We start from the raw sequence: 23,101 nt of genomic DNA on the forward strand, positions 1-23,101 counted from the left end.
TAAAATCAATTTTCTATTATCAAACTTAGCTAAATTTGTTTTATTTATGATGTAATTATATATGTAAAACAAATCGATATCTCATTGGTTCATCATTATTTTATGGAGGCGATTAAAAAAATAGGGGACATATTATTCAATATGTCCCCTAAGTATTTGAATGTTTGCTTTATCTTATTTTTGAGAAAGTAGAAAATGGAAAATCGATAATCCAGTTGTCTCGATAGATTCGGCAGCATTGGAAAGTAAGACTACTGCTGTTTTTTTATCTGGTGCAATGGCTATGAATGAACTGCTGCCACCTGTACCACCTGTGTGATAACAGTAAGTAATATCATCCAATAAATCCATGTGCCAAGCTAGGCCAATATCTGTGCTAGGAGGAAGGAAATAAGTGAATTGACGCGTCAGTGCCATTGCATTTTCCAATTGCGTTTCCGGCATTTTGAACTGTTTCTGTGCGAAGGTCATTAAATCGGTAACAGTCGATTTTAGACCTCCTGCCGCACTAAAAATTTGAAAATCCCATGCTTTCGTTTCTTCTCCCTTGATGTTATAGACTTTTGGTAGATATTGTGTTTTAGGATTTAGAACATCAGTAGTCGATGTTAAGCCTAAAGGTTTTGCGATTATTTCCTGAATTTCCGTGTTGTAACTTTTTTTATGAAGAGATGTCAATATATCTCCTAATAATGCATAGCCAAGATTACTATATTCATATTTTTCTCCGCTTTCATTTTCGGCTTTGAAAGTAGTCAAATATTGATATAAATATTTTCTATCATAATTTTTATATGGGTTGTTGGGGTCAAAACCTTTTGTTTTCTCCAGATTATCTGGTAACCGAGGCAAACCGGAAGTATGATTTGCGAGGGCTTTAAACGTTATTTTTTGTAAGCTTGGATTTATTTTTAATGAATCGGGTAAGAAATCAATGATTTTCTGATCTAAGCTTAAAGTTCCATTTTGAACGAAATCCGCTAATAATGTAGCCGTGAAGATTTTGGACAGTGAACCTATTTCATAAAGGGTACTGCTTGTGGGTAGGATTTTATTTCCTTTTTCAGTTTCACCGTAAAAGTAGGTGTTTAACTGTCCATTTTTTATGATACCAATTGCTAAAGATTGTGTATTCCCCTTTTTGGTATAAATATTGGCCGCAGAATCAATGAAAAAATCAACTTTATTTTCGACAACGGTATTTGTTAATACAGGTGCCTGTTTCTCTGCAACAGGTTTGGTAACGGGTTGAAAACCTAAAGTGTGGTAATGCAATGTGCTATCCACACCGAAGGGAACCTGAAAGGATTTATCGGTGAAATCTACACGATACTGACTTACTCCATTACTGAAGTTTATTTTTTCAGCATGTTTGATCCTACCTAACGGATAAATTTCATTTTCCAGTAAGTTTTTTAAAGAAGAATAAGGTACTGCTCTCTTAAAATCTTCATTCGCCAGTTTATAAATGGAATCTGTCTGTTGTGAATTGATAAAAAATTCTATTTTATTATAGAACGTGTGATTAATTTGTTCTTGATTAGAATTTTGAGCAACAGCAGTCAATGAGCTACTGAGTAAAAGTGCAGCAATAAAATTTTTCATAATGATTATACTGCTACAAATTTACATAAACTTTATTTATATGCCAATCATTTGTTTTAATCTGGCGTATCCAGATTTACTAATGTTCAGCTTCTCACCAGTTATTAAAATTGCGACGAAGCTATCTTTTTCCCACGGTTCAATGCGTGCCAACTGATCGATCTTGATGATGTAAGAACGGTGTATTCTAACGAATGTTTGTTCATCTAGATGTTTTTCAAAGAAAGCCATTGTTTTATTTTTCAAATATAGGCCGTCTGCAGTATGGATTTTAACATAATCATCATAGGCTTCCAGGTATTTGATTTGTGGAACAGGTATAATTTTAATCTGTGTTCCTGTTTTTACAACGATGCGGTCTAGTTTTGATTCCTCTTGATGAATGACTGCTTCATAATTAGGTGCTGGTTCTGCATTTGGTTTTGAAAAACTTAATTTAAACTTCTCGAATGCTTGCTTAAATCTGTTCGGTGAAATTGGTTTCATCAAATAGTCAATCGCATTTTTTTCAAAAGCTTTGAGTGCATAGTCATCAAATGCTGTTGTAAAGATTACTGCGGGTGGGTTTTCGACTAATTCCAACATTTCGAAGCCTGTTAATTTAGGCATTTGAACATCTAGAAAGAGTAGGTCTGGTTGGTGTTGCTGTATTGCTTTTACTCCTTCAAATCCATCTCCACATTCTGCAACAATAGAAACTAACGGATCTTTGCTCAGGTACTCTACTAAGATAGAACGCGCTAGAGGTTCATCATCTATAAGGATAACTTTAATCATATTGCGGGATTTTGATACTGCTTGTAAATATATTTTGTTCGGTTTGTGTCGTTAGTAGGTCATTTCTTCCAAAAAGAAGAAATAAGCGCCGTTGGATACTGGTAAGTCCAAAGCCTGTTCCTTTAGATTGCACGGATTCACCTGGCTCAAAGGGATTTTCTATCGAAACATGTAATGTTTTATTATCTAAGAAACATTTAATGCTGATGGTTACATTTTCTGTTACATTGTATAGGCCATGTTTAATAGCGTTTTCAACTAGCGGTTGTAAAATCATCGCCGGTATTTTGGTCGACAAAACATCTTGATCATGATCAATGTGGATATTGAGTCGGTGACCGAATCTTACTTTTTCAATATCTAAGTATAGTTCAAGATGATTTAATTCCTCTTGGAGTACGATCAACTGGTTATTTTCTTTTCGGAGTGTACCCCTTAAAAAATCTGACAATTGAAAGGTCATATTGCGGGCCTCATCTGGCTTACTACCTATTAAAGCAATGATGGAATTGAGACTGTTAAAAAGGAAATGAGGCTGTAATTGCTGTCTAAGGTTGTACAATTCTGCTTCGCGCAGTTGATTTTCCGAATCTTGCTTTCTTTTGATGTTAGAAATATATTCTTCCTGTATATTCCATACAATAATGAAAATTGCTACAGATGTTAAGATTAAAAAATTAACAATATAGCGATAAGGAATAATAAGGTCATAGATTTTTAAATGCTCCTTCGGAAGATAATATTGAACGACCAGTCGGCTTCCAAGAATGCTTATGCCGCTCATAATGAAGCCTATAATAAGCACCTTCCAGATTTGGTTAGGTTTAGGTATATAGTAATTGAGCGTGGTGGAAATTGCATAGCAACAGAGCATCATCATTAAACTGTTGATAATGGAGTCCTTGATTGTTATTTCGCTGGGAAACCCGGACCTATACATTAAAGCATATTGCATGACAAAGTAGCCAAGCAATATGCTTAAACAAATGATTAAAATCAGTTTATTTTTATTCTGCAATAAAAGTTTATCCTTCATGTCTAGGCATTTCTAATGGTTAAATTTCCAAAAAGACAAGTACCTGTGATATATAATTTTTTAGCTGGATCTCTTGTTAGACCCACATTGAAACGTCGGTCATCAACATCACCGAATACGGATGATACATTAGAGTAAACAGTCCAATTAGCTGGAACAATAATTTTAGCACTTCCAAACATTTGGAAAGCATCAATAACGGCAATGTCGGTTATATCAGCCTGTGTTAGATCAATGGATACGCTACCGAACATACATGCTATGTTACCACCTCTGAAATTTTTAGATAGAATAAATTTTTTGAGGCTTGCAAAGATGGAATTGACATTTAAAACATCTTCAAAGCTATTTTCAGTCTGTGCATAATATGGAGTGGCAAAGGCCTGCTCATTAGGCAGACCTTGATTGCTATTTGTATTGCTGTTGGCGTTTCCGCTTGTCTCGTCATTTTCAGCTACTGTTTGTTGATCATTTTCAGTTGCCGGATCGATAACACGCTTATCCCAGTCAAAGTCTGCGGGAGGCTTTGGAGGACCACTCGGGTTGATAGGCATGGGAGGCATAGGAGGTAAACCTTTTTTTCTTCCCATGATAAAATATGCTCCTAATCCAATAATCAAGATCGGGAATATAATTCCGCCAAAATCGGTGTGCATGATTCTTCTAGCTAGAAATGCCAGACCAACCGCAATTAAGATGATAGAAGATTTTTTTTGAAAATTAGAATTGACACCTATTACAAGACCGATAATAATCAAAATCATATACCAGCCAAATATCCATGAAGGGAAGAAGAAGTCTAAATCTAAATTTTTTAATAGTAATAGAATACCGATGAGTATGATGATACCACCTATGATATTTTTACTGTTGTTGCTTTTTGGTACGAATGGCTCTTTTTCCATGACTTTTAAAATTTATACTTCAAAGGTATAGCTGTTATATCTTCTTGAGTAATTGAAATAGGTAATCGATCAATAATATTCGGTAAATGTAATAAAATCCTCGGTGAAAAAATATCGTTGATGAGCGATAGATGACATTTATCGATCAAATCTAAAAATCAAGTTCGTTAAAAGAGCTTAATATAGGTTCAAAATTTATTTTTTTTGAATAATATTTGGAAGTTACATGCTAAATATTATATATTTATCAAAGATTAAGATAACTTAAACTTAAATAATAACCAATGGGAGATTTTGAAAACAAAGAGCGAGAAGAGGTTTTTTCAAAAAAAGTGAGAGCGGGTAAACGTACCTATTTTTTTGATGTAAAGGCTACACGGTCTAACGATTACTACATTACCATCACTGAAAGCAAGAAACGTTTTGAAGACGGCCAGTTTATTAAACACAAAATATTCTTGTATAAAGAAGACTTTGAAAAATTTGCAGAGGGCTTGACTGATGTTGTTGAATACATTAAATCGAATCAGGAAGTTCTTGAAAAACGCTACGAGCCTAATTTTGATGACCCAGCATATGCTAGTGAATCATCTAAGGATGATTTTTCTTTCTAAGATTTTATAAATTATTTAAAGGCTGTAATACTCTTACAGCCTTTTTTATTTTTTACTTAACATGAAGACGGTAGCGATAATGCAGAAAGTTCCTATCCAATCCCACAAGGAAAAGGGAACATGAAGCCAAGATACGGCCAAAAGTGTTGCAGAAAGAGGCTCAGCTGATGCTAACAGACTCGCTTTCTGCCCACCGATTAATTTTACGGAAGTCAGATAGAAGTAAAATGGAAATACAGTTCCGAAAAGAATAATGAGTGCCGTAAATAAATAAGTTTTAGTATCCCAAACGCCCTGAATATCCCAAGGTGCTTTCATGAAACTGAAGGCAATACCACCACAAAGGAGAAACCAGCCAATCACTACAGAGGATTTATGTTTTGATAGTAATGTCATCGGCATTAAAGTGTAGATGGCTAATGCGACCGCAGAGGCTAAGCCAAAAAACAGCGCGGTATTGGATATGGCGAGGGTATTGATGTTACCATTTGTAACTAATAGAAAAGTTCCAATTATTGCCAGAATAATAGCAAATAATTCTAAAAGGCTGGGTAATCTTTTATGCTTAAAAGCTAAATAGATAGCGATTATGATTGGACCAGCATATTGTAGCACAGTAGCGGTAGCGGCATTCGAATGCTTAATGGCCGCAAAATAAGTATATTGTACAGCTAGCATACCAAAAATGCTAAAGGCAAGTAGTTGTAAACTGTCAATTTTAGTTTTCCAAATTTTAAATATAGGCGCTCTTTCGCTAGTTTTTGCAAAGCTTAGTAAGCAGATGCCGGATAGTAACATACGAACTGTAATCAACCATTCAACATTTATTTCCCTTTTTTGAAATAGAAATTGTGCTAATGTCCCAGATACTCCCCATAGGATAGCCGCTGCAATTGCTAAAGAAAAGCCTTTATAAATCGTACTTTTTTTTGTGGGCATAAAGGTAAATAGAAGTGAAATATGGATGTTGTTCGAATGAAGTCGGCTACGGGAGCGCTACATATTCATTATACTTAACATTTAAGTAGCAAGTTTATAGGTATGAGATACACTGCTTTCATATTCCTGGTATGAAAGCAGTTGTTGTATAGTAATAAGTTATGATGAAATATTGAATCTTTAATCAATAGATTTGTTATCGTATTGTTGTATACGCTGAAAGTGATTATCTAAGTGCTGGCGCATCGCATTTCTGAAAACTTCAGGAGTTCCTACCTTTAATATGTCCACCAAGCCACGGTGAGATATAAAATTCTTTGAATTTGACTTTTCAATGAGCATGCCACTCGAATGTACGAATTTAAAGACTGGTAAAAGAAGATTTTGAAAATCTTTAAGCATGATATTCCCACTGATCTCATATAATTTACCATGGAATGCAACTTCTGTTTCAATATCGAATATGCTGTTGTCATTATCATTTGATTCTTTAGCAACAATTACTTCTAATTCTTGAATATCTGCAGGGGTAATTCTTTGATAAAGTAAATCTGCCATTCCAAGCTCCAATATCAATCTCATTTCAAATAAATCACGCAGTGTCTTATCATCCATGATCGTTGGGTAAAGCGATTTTTTCATCGGACTGATCAGATCCGGACTGGTTAATACAGCACCTCTATGTTTTTTAGATTCTACTAAGCCTACTAGTCTTAAACGTAACATTGCTTCTCGGATCACAGTGCGGCTTACTCCTAAAGTTTCCGCTAATTCTAATTCCTTGGGAAGTGCATCGCCTATTTTTAATCCCTGACTAATGAATAAATTGATGATTTCTTTCTCCACTTTATCAACGAGTGAAGAGGTATCAATGGTGTTAACAAAATTGATCAATGTTGGATTTGTACTCATAAAAGTGCATTTATACGCCTAAAAACAAATATACATATAAATTTTTACAAGTATGTTGTACATAATATTAATTTAATGTTGTTTTTTACAAATTAAATTATATAAATTTGCTTTATGTAATACTTAATAATAACCAATATGTATTCAAACCGAAAATTAAAACATTTATTACTCTGGTCTATGCTAGCAGGAAATCTAGCTGTACTCCATGCGCAGGATCGAAACATTCAAGGTAAAGTCAGAGATGCCGTTACAGGAGAAGTTTTGGGAAATGTAACTATTAACGTGAAGGGAAGTAAGCAATCTTTACAAACAAAAGCTGATGGTTCCTTTATTTTACCGACTAATCCGAATGCGATCCTGGTCATTACTTCTACAGGATACAAACCTCAGGAAGTAAAAGTTGGACAGGCAGAATCCTTGGAAATTAAATTAGAATCTTCCAATCAACAAATTGATGAGGTTGTTGTTGTGGGCTATGGAAAGATGAAAAAATCCAATTTGACGGGCTCCGTAAGTCGATTGGATAAGAAAGTTTTAGAAACGGGTGTTCGATCCAATCCAGCTTCTGCATTAGCGGGAACAATTCCAGGTATTAGAGTACAGCAAACTTCAGGTAGGCCTGGTGCGGTGCCATCAGTAACGCTAAGAGGGGGGACTACATATGCTGGCGGTGGGAATCCATTAGTAATTGTTGATGGTTTAATTCGAAGCGGATTTAATGATATTAATCAAAATGATATAGAATCTATTGATGTTCTAAAAGATGCATCGGCTACAGCTATTTACGGAGCAAGAGCGGCAAATGGGGTGGTATTAATCACTACTAAAAAAGGAAAAGAAGGCGTATCTAATGTTACACTTCAATCTAAAGTTGGTATTAATACTTTAAACTCTCCATTTAAGTTTTTAAATGCACGAGATTATATAAATTGGAGTCGAAAAGGAGTTCAATTGTCAGGGCAGTATCAACCTAGCCAATTAGATCAATTAACGAAAGTTCTCCCATTTGGTACTGGTAATTTGTATAAAGATGCAAATGGAAACATTTTAGATGGAAATGTAACAAGTAATGCAGTTTGGAGCACAATGTTCTTAGATGATACAAATAGAGAGCTATTGCAGCAAGGCTGGCAGACAATGATTGATCCAGTTACGGGTAAAGAATTAATTTTTAAAGATTTCGATTACGCGGATTATGCATTACGTGATTTCAGCTTAACTCAAGACTATAATATTGCCGTTCAAGGTGGGAATGATAAGGGGAAGTATTATGGAAGTGTTGGCAAATATAATGAAAAGGGAATGCCAATCAGTAGTTTTTATGATCGGACAACCTTTGTATTAAATGGTGATTATAAAATTAAGCCGTGGTTACAGTCCTTTTCAGGAGTCAATTTTGCTTATACAAAATGGCGTGATGCTATTAATGGTGAAGGTAATTACATGACCCGTGCATTAGGAGCGCCTCCAACTATGCGCGGTGTTAATGCCAATGGAGAATTGCTTGTTGGAAAAGATTGGCAAGATGGTAATCCAGTTGTAAATGATGATAAGTTTATTCGGAAAAATATTAATCAAAAGCTTACATTATCACAGGCTTTTACCGTCAATTTTTTAGAAAATTTAAGCTTAAGAGTTAGTGGTAATTGGTTTTTTAATCAGTCAACAGCAGAATCATTTAATAAGGATTATTTAGCAAGTCCGGGAAATTATGTACGCACACGTAATTCATCTGCTTCCTATGATAAGATCTATAACCAAACTTATAATGCCGTATTAAACTACAATACGAACATTCGTGAGGATCATCATATTGATGCGATGATCGGTTGGGAATTTTTTGATGCATATAATAATGGTTTTTCCGCTTCAGGAACAGGAGCGCCAACAGATGATTTTATGGATTTGGGTTTAACAAGCCCAGAAGCAAATAAGAGAGCGATTGACTCGTATCATGATCGCCAACGTATAACTTCCTATTTTGGACGTGTCAATTATGATTATAAGGAAAAATATCTGATGACTTTGACAGCAAGACGCGATGGTTATTCTACTCTCCTTAATAATCGATGGGGAACTTTTCCTGGAATATCACTAGGCTGGGCTTTACATAAAGAAGATTTTTTAAAGGATTATTTAGGTGCTGATCATACTGTGAATTCATTAAAACTGCGTGCAAGTTATGGTGCAAACGGAAATGTTAGTGGAATAGGTTCATATACCTTACAAGGTTCTTATGGAACTAGTAAATATGATGGTCAGGTAGGATACACGATGTCAACTTTATCTATCCCTAACTTGAAATGGGAAAGTTTAATGACTAAAGAAGTTGGTTTAGAAACTAGACTATTCAATAAATTAGATCTTACGGTCGCTTATTATCATCGTACGACAAAAGATAAAATAGCTAACCTAACATTACCTGCTTCTGCTGGATTCACAACTATTACAACCAACAATGGTGATATGCAAAACCAAGGAGTGGAAGTTGATTTAAATTATCAATTACTCCGAAAGTCTAATTGGGATGTAAATGTTAGTTGGAACACCGCTTATAATAAAAACAAAATATTAAAATTACCATATAATGGTGTTGAAAATAATAGACAGGGCGGTTTGCAGGTGTATGATTCAAAAACTAAGGAATTGATCTGGGTTGGTGGTTTTCAAGAAGGACAAGATCCAAATGTCGCATATGCTTATGAAGCTACAGGTATTATTCGTACCCAGCAGGATCTAGATAATTATGCTTTACAACTAAAGGATTTGATCGGAGCAAGAACACTTGTTCATCCAGATGTATTTAATGCGCTACCAGCCGATCAGAAAGGACTATATTACCCATTAGCTCTAGGTGATGTTATGTGGAAAGATGTAAATGGTGATGGTATTATTAATTCTTATGATCGTGTTTATATGGGAAATACAGTTCCTAAATGGACTGGAGGTTTCGGGCTTTCTGTACGCTGGAAAGATCTTAGTTTAAATAGCCGTTTTGATTATGCCTTAGGTTATGTTGCCTATGATGGACCAAGGGCTTGGTTTCTAGGAATGATGCAAGGAACATTTAATACGACAACAGACGTATTTAATACTTGGACTCCGGAAAATCCCAATGCTCAGTACCCTTCTTATTACTGGGCAGATCAATTATTTAAAAATAATACAAGTCGGGAAAGTAGCATGTTTTACAATAAGGGAAACTATCTGGCATTTCGCGAATTAACCCTTGGATATAGATTACCTAAAACCTTAGCAAATAAGATAAAAATGGAAGATTTAAATGTTTCTTTAACAGGACAAAACCTTCATTACTGGACAAAAAACACTTTATTTTCAGCAGAAAGCGGTAGTGTCGGACAGGGAGGCGGAGGATATCCATTACCCCGAACATTTATATTAGGTTTACAATTAACATTTTAATGCAAAGCGATGAAAAATATATTTATTTATTTACTAATAGCATCCTCATTTCTTTCCTCTTGTAAAGAAATGGAATTAGATCTGGCCCCAGAAGATTATTTTGCTAGTGGATCATTTTGGAAAAATAACGATCAAGTTGCTGGGGCAATGCTGGGCCTTCATGGACAGTTGAGGGGACAACAACAAACGCTATGGAGTTTAGGTGAACTTCGTGGTGGAACTTTGAGAAATGGTACTGCAGATATTGGTACCTCTTCATTAAATTCTGCTAATATAATAATTCAGGACATTCGTGAAAGTTCACCTGGATTTAGTGCTTGGGCTGGTCTTTATGGACCTTTATTTCAAGTTAATAATTTCATTTACCAGGTAGAAAAAGCCGATTATCTTACTGAAGCACAAAAAGGCTACTATTTGGGACAGGCATATGGACTTAGAGCTTTCTATTATTTTTACTTATTCAGAACTTACGGACGTGTGCCACTGGTTACTGAACCTCAAGCAGCAGTTAATACACCTAGTTCAGCGGAAGAAGCGTACAAAGCTCGAACAGAAACAGAGCTAGAAACAATGGCTTTTATTAAATCAGAAATTGATAAATCTGAAAAATCATTTGGAATTGTTTATGATACAAAAAATCAAAAAGCACAGTGGTCTTTAGCTGCCACTAAAATGTTGAAAACAGAGGTGTACTTATGGACAGCTAAAGTTGATTTAGATGGTAAGGCTCCTCAGAATGTTAAAGCCGATCTCGATATTGCTAAAAGTGCAGTTGAAGATGTAATACCGCGATATTCTTTACAGAATAATTTTTCAAACGTATTTCAATCTGCTAGTATTCCGGCTATGAAAGGTAATTCTGAAATTATTTTTACGCTACGTTACATGAATCAGGAAGCTACCAATTTCTTTAATAATTTTATATATGCAGCTTCTGATGACATTTCGGGATATGTTGACGAAAATGGCATGGCTATACCGAAAGATCCACTACAGGCAGGCTCTACTGGTATCATCCGTTATCAATATAAAATTGATTTGTATAAATTATTTGAGAAAAATGATACTAGGGCAAATGCTACGTTTATAAATTTTAATAAAGGTAGTACCTCTGCAACATTCTTGCGAAAATTTTTAGGGACCTTAATTGACGGGGTACGTAATTATTCAGATGATTATCCTATTTATAGACTTGCGGACGCTTATTTACTTTTAGCTGAAATAAAAAATAAATTAGGTCAAGATCCAACTGATGAAATTATGAAAGTAAGAAATCGTGCATATAATGGAAAAGCGCCATTATTTGTAAATGGAACTTTTGAAAGTAATGAACTTGCCATTTATTACGAGCGTACTAAAGAATTTGTTTCGGAAGGACATCAATGGTTTGATTTGCGTCGCATGCAAGATGCTAGTGGCAAGCCTCTTGTGTTTCGCCGTGATTTGCCTTTAGTTGGTGTTTTGGATAATACTGAAAGTCAGAAACATAAACTTTTATGGCCTATAGATTTAGGGACGTTATCAGCAGATCCGAAATTAACTGGACAACAAAATCCCGGTTATTCCGGAACCTAACCACAAAAATTCTACTCCATAATGGAGTAGAATTTCACTTTAGAAAAATCTAATTATTATATATGATCACAAAAAAAATAGATGGCTTAATTGCCGCCCCTTTCACGCCATTTGACGAGAATGGAGCATTAAATTTAGCACAAATACCAAATTATTACCAGTCTTTAAAAAATAATAAGATTACGGGAGGCTTTATCTGTGGATCAACAGGTGAAGGAGTTTCATTAACTTTTCAAGAAAAAGTCGATGTCTTAAAAGCATGGACCAGGTTAACAAAAAACGATCCTGATTTTAGTTTAATGATACTCTTAGGCGGTACCAACATTAAAGAATGCCGAGAGTTGGCCACAATAGCTGAAGCAGAAGGCGTAGACGCTATTTCATTTACAGCACCATTTTATTTCAAGCCTGCAAATGTGGATCAGCTTGCTAAATGTTGTGCTGCTGTTGCTGAAGCAGCTCCCAATACGGCATTTTATTATTATCATATACCGGTGTTGACAGGTGGTAATTTTCCAATGATTGATTTACTGAAAGCAGTAGACGGCAAAATTCCGAATTTTGTAGGAATTAAGTATACGCATGAAGACTTTATGGATTTTCTATCGTGTATAAACTATAAAGATCGAAAGTACGATATGCTGTGGGGTAGAGATGAGAATATGCTATCTGCTCTAGTATTAGGAGCGAGGGGAGCGGTTGGGAGTACTTACAATTATGCAGCACCATTATATTATGACCTGATCAAAGCATTTGATGATGGTGATTTTGACAGAGCAAATGCTCTTCAGCAACAGTCTATTGATATGATTACCCTGCTTGGAAAATATGGCGGTATTTCAGTAGGTAAGGCATATATGAAACAGATTGGATTAGATTGTGGAGAGTTTCGACTACCAGTCAAAAATATGACTGCAGAGCAATATGAATCATTCAAATCTGATGTTGAAAAATTGAATTTTAGTTCTTTCTGTTCAAAATAGATTTTAACAGCAATTAAGTGGAAACAAATAATTATTTCCTAAATTTTTGCGAAAATCGACATCAAATTTAAAAGAAAAGAGCCCTTTTCCATTTGCTTTTTACAGATGAAAAGGGGCTCTTAGCTGTCTATTTATTGCAGTTTATTTGACAGGAACGAGACTGATTGAACTAATCTCAGGTAGTGAATTTCCCGTAATTTCAAGCGCTTTTAGTTCCACTTTTAAGGCGGTGTCTCCAAGGGCCTGTTGTGAAATTTCAAATGTTCCTGTTTCAACATCTACAAATTGGCTACCTTTGGTTGCCTTGAGTTGATAAGATAAGTTGTTCGTTCCGAGACTTAGCGAAATAGTTCCTGATTTTTGCTCGTGCGGAAGATAATTAACAACTATCTTATAGGTGCCAGGGCGTTGTATTTTTACATCCCAAGCCACCTGATCGGATTTTTTAGACCAGTCGCCAATTGCATTTGGACGATTCGGATCATGAGTCGTTGCGCCAATAAGTTTAATTCCTCCAGTACCGATTAATTTAGCATTGTTAGCCGTTAAGATTATTCTACCATCTTTTTGAGTTAATATCTGTTGCTGTATTACTTGAGGAGTTCCTTTGATTTCTGCAACGATAACCATTGGCATCTGTCCTTTAAAGTCCGCAGGTAATTGGATTGTTTTTCCCGAAGCAGATTTTGATATCTTTAATGATTTTTTGGAACTTCCTAATAAATAGGCTTTATGAATAGCACTAGCTAATGGTACTTCTATATTGCCATTTGATGGAATATCGAATACATGGAAATATAGTTTACCATCTTTTTGAGTACAATAGCCCCAATCTAATCCTTGAAACGGACTTGCAGTGGTTCCATATATGGATTCATTATTTACTTTCATCCATTGACCGATGTCCTTAAGTAGTTTGACGGCTTTCTCTGGAATAGCACCTTCACCATCCGGACCAACATTGAGTAGGAAATTTCCACCTTTACTTACTGTTTCGATAAATAGACGCATTGTTTTATCAAATGATTTCCAATTCTGGTCATGTGCACTATAGCCATAGCTTTCATTCATCGTGTGGCTCACTTCCCAGTCCATTCCCGGAAGACCTGTAGGTGGTATATATTTTTCGGGAGTTCCAATATCTCCATTTTTATTTTCAAGACCATCCCAGAAACGGTTATTGACAATAATTTGAGGCTGCCATTTAATTAAGTCAGTAAGAATACGTTTTGTACCCCAGCTCTCTCCCTGATGATTTTTACTGCTAAAGTCAAGCCATAGTACATCTAAACCTCCATAATTATTCGCAAGCTCTTTCACCTGCCCATATAAATAATCTTTATAGACTTCATGATTGGGCTTATAGCCAGTAGGGTTGGGGTTCAAATAGGAAAGACCTTCATAAGAGTCCGGATGTTGCCAATCCAATAACGAATAGTAAGCACCTGCTTTCAGACCTTTAGCACGAAATGCTTTAACGACTTCTCCATAAAGATCTCGTCCTTTAGGTGAAATATTAGTACTTCCTGTGATGTCATTTTTTAATGAATAAGGTTGCTGACTATTAAAAATTGAGAATCCTTCGTGGTGACGTGAGGTTATAATAACATATTTCATACCTGCTTCTTCTGCAAGCGATGCCCAGGCAGAGGCATCAAATTTTGAAGCTGTGAATTTTGGTTTTAAGACTTCGGAATACGGCTTGCTCGGTACTTTTGCCCATGCTTGAATCCATTCGGCATAATGTTGTGGATATTGTTTTCCTTCCCAGCTACCTCCAGCAGCACTATAAAGTCCCCAATGGATGAAAAGTCCAAATCGGGCCTCTCTGAACCACTCCATCCGACTGTCTTTTGTCTCCTCCCATCCAGATACTCCTTCGTATGGAACAGATTGCGCATTACTCGATAATACTGCTGTCGATAATAATCCTAAAAGAGCAATTTTCTTAATTATTTTCATTTAGTTTTTATGGTTTATGTTGATATTATCTATTTACTATAGAATACCCTTTAACTTTTATTCTTTATCAGTTCCAAAGAAAGCGAATTATTTTTTATTTGAAAACTTTGGAATATGAATGTTACCATAATTATTTAGAACATATTATTCGTTGTGAATGATACTAATCATTGGAAGAAATAGATTTAATTGGTGCGCTAAATCTACCAACTTCCATTTCTTTTCGATAGGTTCTCGGATTTTTATTCATAATTTCTTTAAAAAACTTATTGAAGTTTGTTAAATTTTGATAACCGCTAGCATAACATACCTCTGAAATATTCAGATTCTTGTCTTCCAGCAATTTGCAGGCATGTCCTATGCGTGTTTCATTTACGAATTTAGAAAACGATTTTTGAGTGTGTTTTTTGAAGAACCTGCAGAAAGCATTTGAGTTCATATTTAAGAGGCTAGCCGCTTCCTGCAACGAAACGGTTTCTCTAAAGTTTTGCATTACGTAAACATAAATAATGTTTATCCGTTTATTATCCTTTTCGCTGTAAACAGGTTTATATGTCCCTGATGATAAATGATCATATTCGGTACTTTGATGCAATAGTGCGATAAGATTTAAGAAACCGGTTATTTTTGAAAAAGAATCTTTATGGACTAGATCCCGCATGAGTGTCATTGCATTTTTTAATGTATTCCCATAAAAACGTAAACCATCTTTAGTCTTATCAATAAATTTTTGCATGGCTTGAATTGTCGATTGATCATCGGTCAATTGAATAAGAAAGTCAGCTGGAAAGTAAATGACAAGAGCTTTAGCACGCTCATGGTAATCTGGCTTTAAAAATGCGTCATCATTATGCCAAATATGTGGAATGTTAGGCCCGATTAATACCATATCTCCTGCACTAAATGAGTCAATATGATTACCAACAATACGTTTGCCGTAACTTTCTTCGATAAGGACTAGTTCGCATAGTTCATGAAAGTGCAAAGGATTACTAAAAAAAGCTTCGTCCACATGTTTGATATGTATTGTTTTCTTCGGAAGTGGACTGATTTCTATTAATTTAGCTTTCATTCGTCTAGATAATTGGCTTGTAACCTACGAATATATAAATTTCGGTATAATAAAACAATTTTTGATCTTTTGTGATCTTCCGTCGCTTTTTAGGGATATATAGTTGTAAAAGATGAACTGCTGATGTCGATGTATGCTAATTAGCATTACAACAATGTGATTGATGAACGACTCCCATAAGCTAGGTTATCAAATCGTGAATAGTAAAATTTTTGATATTGTAGATGGTCGCTAGTTTTAAAGGAAAAATTCTCCATGATAGCCATATCATTTCAAGTTATAAAGAGCATCATAAATTAAACATAGGATTATTATGACGCTGAAAGAAACAAATAAATTACACAAAAAAAGTATTAACGTCAATATACTGTCATTATTTGTTAATGAGGTTGTATTTTATGAGGTTGAAGATCCTTAATTTTATTTTTTATAAATGAAGAAGAACTTCTGTTAGCAAGATACATTATAAAACCTTTGTATTATTTTATAAACCTAATAAGCGAATACAACTAATTGGCTTTGTTTAAAATCGCTGTACAGCGACTGAAAATAAAAGCTTAGCAGTTATTAATCGTATTAAACATGAAAAAGAAAGTCGTCGTCGTATCCCTCTTATTGAGTGCCATTGTGGTCGTCGGATTGTTTACCTTTAAGAAGGAAGATCCTGTTGATTTTAGTGCTGAAGTGAAACCTATCCTTAATAAGCATTGCATTACTTGCCATGGTGGCGTAAAGAAAAATGGAGGTTTTAGTTTGCTTTTCGAAAATGAGGCATTTGCTAAGGCAGAGTCTGGTAAGCCGGCTATAATCGCAGGCGATGCAGATCATAGTGAATTTATTAAACGTTTGACCATTGATGATCCCGAATTAAGAATGCCATACAATGCGCCACGATTGAGTGATGATGAAATCGACATCTTGAAAAGATGGATCAATGAGGGGGCGAAATGGGGCAAGCACTGGGCTTATACTTTGCCTGAAAAAGTTGAAGTACCTAAACCATTTTCTTTTGCTGGTTTATTTGGAATGAATCCATCGGGTATATCCAATAATATCGATTATTTCGTTCAGGATAAAATGAAAGAGAAAGACCTGTCTTTTTCAAAAGAGGCAGATAAGGAGACCTTATTGAGACGATTGTATCTAGATGTGGTCGGTATTCCACCAAGTTTAACCGAATTGCAATCATTTGTAAATGATACGAGGGGAAATGCTTATGAGTTGAGAGTTGATAGTTTACTAGCTTCACAACAGTATGGTGAAAAGTGGGCTAGTTGGTGGCTGGACTTAGCCCGTTATGCCGATACTAAAGGTTATGAAAAGGATGGGTCAAGACAAATATGGCCTTATCGCGATTGGCTCATTAAAGCTTTTAATAAAGATATGCCTTTCGACGAATTTACGGTACAGCAATTAGCGGGTGATTTATTACCTGATCCAACTAAAGATCAACTTATTGCAACTGCTTTTCACAGAAATACAATGAATAATGATGAAGGAGGGACAGACAGTGAAGAGTTTCGTGTGGCCTCTGTTCTAGATCGGGTCAATACAACTTATCAGGTTTGGTTAAGTACAACTTTTGAGTGTGTACAGTGTCACAGCCATACTTACGATCCATTTAAATTTGAAGAGTATTATAAATCTGTTGCTTTTTTTAACAATACACGAGATGAAGATACCCAAGGTGATCATCCAAGGTTGCGGTTTTATAAGGCCGAAGATGAAAGTAGAGTGGATAGTATCAAATCCTGGTTGACTCAGAAAGGGAATCAAAAGCTGATTCGTTCTACAGACTTATTCTTGCATACCTTGGAACCAAAAATTCATGCACATTATAGTGATCAGGTTGAAAACGGCGCTTTGTATGATACTAAATGGCTCGGAATACGTTCAGGAGGAAGTGCTCGATTGAAACACATCACCTTGCAGGGTAAAAAGCAATTTTATATTAATTATTGGACATCATTAAATGGAGGTGCCATAGAGGTAAGAAAGGGCAGTAAAACAGGCCCCTTACTGACGACAGTACAATTGCCTAGTACTTCAGGAAGACAAGTTATTCAAGCAGATCTGAAAGAAGATACCGGAGTTCATGACCTTTATTTGATATTTAAGAATACAACAGCAGCAAAAGATCAGCCGATTTGTATGATTGAGTGGTTCGCATTGCGCGAAGGTTTTCCAGTATCTGCAGACCCGGAGTCCCAGCGTATGCAAAATAACTTTATGCAACTGATTAATGCAAATCCTGAAAGTGTACCTGTGATGATTGAAAACCCTGCAGAAATGCATCGTAAAACACATGTTTTTGAGAGAGGAAATAGATTGGCATTAGGTAAAGAGGTGCAGCCTGCAGTTCCTGAAACATTAAATCCTTTTCCAAAGGGAGCTCCTAACAATAGATTGGGATTTGCTAAATGGATTGTAAGTAAAGATAATCCTTTGACAGCACGTACTTTGGTAAATAGAATTTGGGCGCAACTATTTGGACGCGGGCTGGTGGAACCATTAGGAGATATGGGGACGCAAAGTACACCATCTATGCATATTGATTTATTGGATTACTTAGCGCTAGATCTCATGCAAAATAAAAAGTGGAGTATGAAAGCACTTATTAAGGATATTGTTATGTCTTCCACCTATAAGCAATCATCGAGTTTAAATCAAGGAGATGTGGAGAAAGATCCTGCCAATATATTTCTAGCGAGAGGACCTCGATTTAGACTTTCGGCAGAGCAGATTCGGGATCAGACATTAGCCGTAAGTGGGCTCCTAAGTTCTAAAATGTATGGACCTTCGGTGATGCCCTATCAGCCCGATGGTGTATGGATGACGGTATATAGTGGTGAATCTTGGGCAACAAGCACAGGTGAAGACCAATTTAGAAGGGGATTATATACATTTTTGAAGCGAACAAGTCCTTATCCTTCATTTATCTCTTTTGATGCATCGAGTCGAGAGGTCTGTTTGGTTGATCGGATCAGAACAAATACTCCATTACAAGCACTAACCACGTTGAATGATCCCGTTTATCTGGAGGCTGCTAAACATCTTTCGACGCTGATGCAGAAAGAAGGAGCAGGAGATTCTAAAAAAATAATTTCTTATGGTTATAAGAAACTGATGTTAAAAAATCCGAGTGCAGAAAAAGTGGTTGCACTGGAAAAATTATATAAAGAAGCATTACAAAATTTTAATAAAAAACCAGCAGAGGCAGCTAAGTTCATGGCTGTTGATGCGAGTGATTTAAAAGATCCATCTTTAACATCAAAGGCTGCCTACATGGTGGTAGCCAATGCTTTATTAAATCTGGATGAATTTCTTACAAAATCTTAAACGACATGAAAGATCTCGATAAATTATTTCGTGAATTGCAACAGCAGAAATTGCAGGCGGTAACGCGCAGACATTTTTTGAAGGATTGCGTGGCAGGTGTTGGAAGCATAGCATTAGCAAGTTTTTTAGCAAGTTGTGGAGGAAACTCCAGTGGATCTGGAGCTATAGATTTAAATGCATTGAATCCACTTGTACCAAAATCACCTCATTTTCCTGGAAAAGCAAAAAGTGTCATTTACTTGCATATGGCAGGAGCTCCTTCACAATTGGAACTTTTTGACTATAAGCCAGTGTTGCAGACATTACATAATCAACCTTGTCCTGAGTCACTATTAGCAGGTAAAACCTTTGCATTTATCAGAGGTACTCCTAAAATGCTAGGACCTCAAGCGACTTTCAAACAGTATGGGCAAAGTGGAGCTTGGGTTTCTGATCATCTACCGCATTTTAGTAAAGTTGTGGACGATGTCAGCTTTTTAAAGGCTGTACATACAGACCAGTTTAATCATGGTCCTGCACAGATGTTTATGCAAACGGGTAGTGCGAGATTGGGTAGACCTAGTATTGGATCTTGGGTAACTTATGGTTTAGGATCAGAAAATAGCAACTTGCCAGGTTTTGTGGTATTGACTTCAGGTGGAAAGACTCCCGATGCCGGAAAAAGTGTTTGGGGATCTGGATTCTTACCTTCAGTATATCAGGGTGTGCAATGCCGTTCGAAAGGTGATCCTGTTCTATATCTTGCCGATCCGGAAGGCATGAGCAGAGACTTAAAGAGACATGCTATCGATGCGATTAATGAAGTCAACAAGGACGAATATAATACCTATAAAGATCCTGAAACATTATCTCGAATAGCCCAATATGAGATGGCTTACAAAATGCAGGTAGCAGTTCCTGAGGTTATGGACATCAGTCAAGAACCAGCGCATATTCATGAATTATATGGTACGGAACCGGGTAAAGAGTCTTTTGCGAATAATTGTTTATTAGCACGAAAACTGGTTGAACAAGGAGTCCGTTATGTACAGTTGTTTGATTGGGGATGGGATAGCCATGGAACTAATGCTTCCGATTCTATTGATTATGGTTTCCGTAACAAATGTAGGGAAATCGACAGACCTATGACCGCATTGATTATGGATCTTAAACAACGTGGATTGTTGGACGAAACGCTTGTGGTTTGGGGAGGAGAATTCGGACGAACTCCAATGCAGGAAAATAGAGACAATAGCGATATGCCCTTTTTAGGACGTGATCATCATACTGATGCCTATACGATCTGGATGGCAGGAGGCGGTGTCAAGAAAGGGGTGACCTATGGAGAGACAGATGAAATCGGGTTTACCGGTGTAAGCGGAAGATCGTCCGTTCATGATGTACATGCGACAATGCTTCATTTGCTCGGTTTCGATCATGAAAAATTTACTTATGAATTTCAGGGCCGACCATTCCGTTTAACGGATGTTGAAGGTAACCTGATTAGTGCAGTTGTTTAATAAATAATTGGAATGAAATATATATACAGCATTATGCTTTTTATTTTATGGGCTCTACCAAATCAAGCTCAAGTGAATAATAATTTAAAAATAAAGTTCTATTGTACCAATTGGGGTATGTCAGAGTCATGGGACAGCTACTGTGCTCGAGTAAGTCAGGCTGGATTTGATGGTTTAGAGACTTGGCTTCCAGCGGCAGGAGAAGAGCGTACAGCCATGTTTAATGCTTTAAAAAAGCATAACCTCTCCTTGGGGTTATTAAGTGGAGGTGGCGGTGCCAGTTTTGATCAGTATCTGGCTTCCTTTATAAAAAATGTTGAGGATGCCGCGCAGCAAAAACCGGATTATATTAATTGTCATACTGGAAAAGAGTATTATACGTTTGAACAAAATAAAGCTCTAATTGATGCTGCTGAAGCCATTTCTAAAAAAACGGGTATCCCAGTTAGACATGAAACACATCGTGGCCGATTTAGCTTTGCCGCACATATTACAAAAAAGTATTTGGAAGAGATTCCGCATTTGCGTTTAACATTAGATATATCACATTGGTGTAATGTTCATGAGTCCATGTTGTCAGATCAAAAAGAAGCTGTTCAATTGGCGCTTCTAAAAACTGGACACATACACGCTCGGGTTGGTCATCCGCAAGGACCACAGGTTAATGATCCCGCAGCTCCAGAATGGAAATCTATTTTGGATCAGCATTTGGCATGGTGGGATGAAATTGTACGTATTCACAAAGAAAGTAAAGCAAAAGTCCTAACCATAACAACTGAATTTGGTCCCGCTGGATATTTACCAACTTTACCTTATACGCAACAGCCTGTAGCTGATCAATGGAGTATCAATGTCTTTATGTTAAATCTTTTAAAGACACGCTATAAATCATGATGTTGTTTTTTGAAGAGTTAATGAATTTTACAGGAAGATGGCACCCAGTTATGGTACATCTTCCCATTGGAATGTTAGTTATTGCCTGTATCTTGGCACTTTTCTCAAGAAAGGAAAATTATAAGAATATAGGTCCAGCAATATCATTATCCTTATTGTTTGGTAGTGTGGCGGCTATATTCGCTTGTTTTACAGGATATCTGTTGTCGTTACAAGGCGGTTACGAGCAAGATACTTTGAATTTCCATCAGTGGTTAGGACTTGCAGTTGCTGCTATTAGTCTTTTTTTATATTTTTTATATAAGGAAGGTGTTCGTAATTCCTTTATTGAAAAGTTTAAATCTAAGCGTGTTGCAATATTGTTTTTGATGTTTATTCTTATCGGTATTACTGGTCACTTTGGAGGTACTTTAACACATGGGAAAGGGTATTTTAAAGATGCACTTCCTACAGCGATTAAAACAGCTGTGGGGATAGAGGATGCATCTGAAGAACCTGTTTTACTGACTAATGCGCAACAAGCGCAGGTATATTCAGGAATTATTCAACCCATTCTTAAACAGCGGTGTCAAAGTTGTCACGGCGAGAAAAAGCAAGAAGGTGGTTTTGCTCTTCATGATCAAGCACATTTATTGAAAGGTGGTGATGGCGGGACAGTACTTGTTGCAAATGATTTAGAAAAAAGTGAATTATATGCGCGATTGATATTGCCAGAGGGGCATAAAAAAAGAATGCCTCCCAAAGGCCGTAAGCCAATTACTGCAGAACAAATTAAGTTGATCGGATGGTGGGTGAAAGAAGGTGCTGATTTTGCTAAAAAATCGAGTGACTTGGCGCAGACAGCAGAAATAAAAGAAATTTTAGGGAAGTTAGAAAAGGGAAGTGAACCGACTTCTCCATTTGAAGAATTACCGGAGGCAAAAAAGCTACCAGCTGATTTTGTACAGCAGTTACAAGCAAAAGGAATTAAGGTTTTGCCTATTGCAAGTACTAGTGAATATGTAACCATCAACGCAATTAACTATCCTGAATTTAAGGATCAAGATTTAAAAGATCTTTTAAAGATTAAAGATAACATTGTACAGTTGAAATTAGGAAATACCGCTATAACTGATCAAAGCCTCAAGATGATGGCCGAATTTCCAAACTTAATGAAGTTACATTTAGAAAATACAAAAATTACAGATTTAGGACTTGAACATCTGAATGGACATCCAGCTTTATCCTATCTAAATTTATTTGCAGTGCCAGTTACAGATAAAGGGTTAGAAAAGCTCAATAAAATGCCCAAATTGAAACAGATTTATGCCTATCAGACAAAAGCGACATTAGTAAGTGTTGAAAATTTGAGGAAGATATCAAAACAAGTTCTGATCGACACAGGATCTTATCAGTTACCATTTCTAGCTTCTGATACCGTTCGTTACTAACAACGATAGATCAATTTCGCTGATTGTTGGTATGTCCGTATAGCGCACATTTTAATGTTGTTTCTTGAGAATGATATCTTAAGAAACAACATTATTTTGTTTAATGCTGTTCTAGGAATCATCTTAATAATGA

At 36.2% G+C, this 23,101-nt stretch carries 16 protein-coding genes; 8 read left to right on the top strand and 8 right to left on the bottom strand.

Annotated features, from left to right (window positions below):
* Positions 1–174: 174 nt before the first annotated feature.
* The 4 genes from ACFS6I_RS05965 to ACFS6I_RS05980 are packed head-to-tail and all read right to left on the bottom strand — an operon-like array spanning position 175 to position 4,323.
* A complete protein-coding gene (locus ACFS6I_RS05965) occupies positions 175–1,605 on the bottom strand; it encodes a serine hydrolase (protein ID WP_380918814.1) in 1,431 nt (476 codons plus the stop codon).
* 36 nt (positions 1,606–1,641) lie between these two features.
* Positions 1,642–2,382: a LytR/AlgR family response regulator transcription factor gene (locus tag ACFS6I_RS05970; RefSeq protein WP_132842306.1), complete on the bottom strand. Its 741-nt coding sequence runs from the start codon at positions 2,380–2,382 to the stop codon at positions 1,642–1,644.
* Positions 2,375–3,418, bottom strand: coding sequence for a sensor histidine kinase (locus ACFS6I_RS05975; protein WP_132842307.1), 1,044 nt, complete (start codon positions 3,416–3,418; stop codon positions 2,375–2,377). The genes ACFS6I_RS05970 and ACFS6I_RS05975 overlap by 8 nt, the downstream gene beginning before the upstream one ends.
* A gap of 2 nt (positions 3,419–3,420) precedes the next feature.
* Positions 3,421–4,323 carry a LiaF transmembrane domain-containing protein gene (locus ACFS6I_RS05980; RefSeq protein ID WP_380918816.1) on the bottom strand — a complete coding sequence of 301 codons (903 nt, stop codon included), beginning with the start codon at positions 4,321–4,323 and terminating at the stop codon, positions 3,421–3,423.
* Between the two features lie 284 nt (positions 4,324–4,607).
* On the opposite strand from ACFS6I_RS05980, the gene ACFS6I_RS05985 reads away from it, so the two are divergent.
* On the top strand, positions 4,608–4,937 hold the full coding sequence (locus tag ACFS6I_RS05985; RefSeq protein WP_132842311.1) for a DUF3276 family protein: 330 nt from the start codon (positions 4,608–4,610) through the stop codon (positions 4,935–4,937).
* Positions 4,938–4,982: 45 nt separating this feature from the next.
* On the opposite strand, the gene ACFS6I_RS05990 is transcribed toward ACFS6I_RS05985, so the two are convergent.
* A complete protein-coding gene (locus ACFS6I_RS05990) occupies positions 4,983–5,876 on the bottom strand; it encodes a DMT family transporter (protein WP_380918818.1) in 894 nt (297 codons plus the stop codon).
* A gap of 180 nt (positions 5,877–6,056) precedes the next feature.
* Complete coding sequence (locus tag ACFS6I_RS05995; RefSeq protein WP_380918820.1) at positions 6,057–6,788, bottom strand: FadR/GntR family transcriptional regulator; 732 nt, start codon at positions 6,786–6,788, stop codon at positions 6,057–6,059.
* 138 nt (positions 6,789–6,926) lie between these two features.
* Here ACFS6I_RS05995 and ACFS6I_RS06000 point away from each other — a divergent pair, with 138 nt between their 5' ends.
* From ACFS6I_RS06000 to ACFS6I_RS06010, 3 genes are all read left to right on the top strand, one after another.
* Positions 6,927–10,214, top strand: a complete 3,288-nt coding sequence (locus ACFS6I_RS06000) for a SusC/RagA family TonB-linked outer membrane protein (RefSeq protein WP_380918822.1) — start codon at positions 6,927–6,929, stop codon at positions 10,212–10,214.
* Between the two features lie 9 nt (positions 10,215–10,223).
* The gene (locus tag ACFS6I_RS06005) at positions 10,224–11,789 is read left to right on the top strand and encodes a RagB/SusD family nutrient uptake outer membrane protein (protein WP_380918824.1); all 1,566 of its coding nucleotides are present in this window, start codon (positions 10,224–10,226) and stop codon (positions 11,787–11,789) included.
* Positions 11,790–11,851: 62 nt separating this feature from the next.
* Entirely contained in the window at positions 11,852–12,772 is a 921-nt protein-coding gene (locus ACFS6I_RS06010) for a dihydrodipicolinate synthase family protein (protein ID WP_380918826.1), read from the top strand.
* A gap of 141 nt (positions 12,773–12,913) precedes the next feature.
* Here ACFS6I_RS06010 and ACFS6I_RS06015 read toward each other — a convergent pair whose 3' ends face one another.
* The gene (locus ACFS6I_RS06015) at positions 12,914–14,734 is read right to left on the bottom strand and encodes an alpha-L-fucosidase (protein WP_380918828.1); all 1,821 of its coding nucleotides are present in this window, start codon (positions 14,732–14,734) and stop codon (positions 12,914–12,916) included.
* 163 nt (positions 14,735–14,897) lie between these two features.
* Positions 14,898–15,806 carry an AraC family transcriptional regulator gene (locus ACFS6I_RS06020; RefSeq protein ID WP_380918830.1) on the bottom strand — a complete coding sequence of 303 codons (909 nt, stop codon included), beginning with the start codon at positions 15,804–15,806 and terminating at the stop codon, positions 14,898–14,900.
* A 582-nt stretch (positions 15,807–16,388) separates the two neighbouring features.
* On the opposite strand from ACFS6I_RS06020, the gene ACFS6I_RS06025 reads away from it, so the two are divergent.
* From ACFS6I_RS06025 to ACFS6I_RS06040, 4 genes are read left to right on the top strand one after another with little or no spacing between them, the layout of a single operon-like run.
* Complete coding sequence (locus tag ACFS6I_RS06025; protein ID WP_380918832.1) at positions 16,389–19,145, top strand: DUF1553 domain-containing protein; 2,757 nt, start codon at positions 16,389–16,391, stop codon at positions 19,143–19,145.
* A 5-nt stretch (positions 19,146–19,150) separates the two neighbouring features.
* Positions 19,151–20,644, top strand: coding sequence for a DUF1501 domain-containing protein (locus ACFS6I_RS06030; protein ID WP_132773005.1), 1,494 nt, complete (start codon positions 19,151–19,153; stop codon positions 20,642–20,644).
* 12 nt (positions 20,645–20,656) lie between these two features.
* On the top strand, positions 20,657–21,538 hold the full coding sequence (locus ACFS6I_RS06035; RefSeq protein ID WP_380918834.1) for a sugar phosphate isomerase/epimerase family protein: 882 nt from the start codon (positions 20,657–20,659) through the stop codon (positions 21,536–21,538).
* Positions 21,535–22,968 (top strand): c-type cytochrome domain-containing protein, encoded by a 1,434-nt coding sequence (locus ACFS6I_RS06040; protein WP_380918836.1) that lies wholly within the window; start codon positions 21,535–21,537, stop codon positions 22,966–22,968. The genes ACFS6I_RS06035 and ACFS6I_RS06040 overlap by 4 nt, the downstream gene beginning before the upstream one ends.
* The last annotated feature ends 133 nt before the right edge of the window (positions 22,969–23,101 follow it).

Origin of the sequence: Sphingobacterium anhuiense (genome assembly GCF_042686355.1) — a bacterium.
In the GTDB taxonomy this organism is placed as follows: domain Bacteria; phylum Bacteroidota; class Bacteroidia; order Sphingobacteriales; family Sphingobacteriaceae; genus Sphingobacterium; species Sphingobacterium anhuiense.

Bases quoted from the DNA above. Each gene is read 5' to 3' on its own strand.
- ACFS6I_RS05980 (WP_380918816.1), bottom strand. From the start codon at position 4,323: ATGGAAAAAGAGCCATTCGTACCAAAAAGCAACAACAGTAAAAATATC.
- ACFS6I_RS06020 (WP_380918830.1), bottom strand. From the start codon at position 15,806: ATGAAAGCTAAATTAATAGAAATCAGTCCACTTCCGAAGAAAACAATA.
- ACFS6I_RS05995 (WP_380918820.1), bottom strand. From the start codon at position 6,788: ATGAGTACAAATCCAACATTGATCAATTTTGTTAACACCATTGATACC.
- ACFS6I_RS05975 (WP_132842307.1), bottom strand. From the start codon at position 3,418: ATGAAGGATAAACTTTTATTGCAGAATAAAAATAAACTGATTTTAATC.
- ACFS6I_RS05990 (WP_380918818.1), bottom strand. From the start codon at position 5,876: ATGCCCACAAAAAAAAGTACGATTTATAAAGGCTTTTCTTTAGCAATT.
- ACFS6I_RS06025 (WP_380918832.1), top strand. From the start codon at position 16,389: ATGAAAAAGAAAGTCGTCGTCGTATCCCTCTTATTGAGTGCCATTGTG.
- ACFS6I_RS05985 (WP_132842311.1), top strand. From the start codon at position 4,608: ATGGGAGATTTTGAAAACAAAGAGCGAGAAGAGGTTTTTTCAAAAAAA.
- ACFS6I_RS06030 (WP_132773005.1), top strand. From the start codon at position 19,151: ATGAAAGATCTCGATAAATTATTTCGTGAATTGCAACAGCAGAAATTG.
- ACFS6I_RS06015 (WP_380918828.1), bottom strand. From the start codon at position 14,734: ATGAAAATAATTAAGAAAATTGCTCTTTTAGGATTATTATCGACAGCA.
- ACFS6I_RS05970 (WP_132842306.1), bottom strand. From the start codon at position 2,382: ATGATTAAAGTTATCCTTATAGATGATGAACCTCTAGCGCGTTCTATC.
- ACFS6I_RS06005 (WP_380918824.1), top strand. From the start codon at position 10,224: ATGAAAAATATATTTATTTATTTACTAATAGCATCCTCATTTCTTTCC.
- ACFS6I_RS06010 (WP_380918826.1), top strand. From the start codon at position 11,852: ATGATCACAAAAAAAATAGATGGCTTAATTGCCGCCCCTTTCACGCCA.
- ACFS6I_RS06035 (WP_380918834.1), top strand. From the start codon at position 20,657: ATGAAATATATATACAGCATTATGCTTTTTATTTTATGGGCTCTACCA.
- ACFS6I_RS06040 (WP_380918836.1), top strand. From the start codon at position 21,535: ATGATGTTGTTTTTTGAAGAGTTAATGAATTTTACAGGAAGATGGCAC.
- ACFS6I_RS05965 (WP_380918814.1), bottom strand. From the start codon at position 1,605: ATGAAAAATTTTATTGCTGCACTTTTACTCAGTAGCTCATTGACTGCT.
- ACFS6I_RS06000 (WP_380918822.1), top strand. From the start codon at position 6,927: ATGTATTCAAACCGAAAATTAAAACATTTATTACTCTGGTCTATGCTA.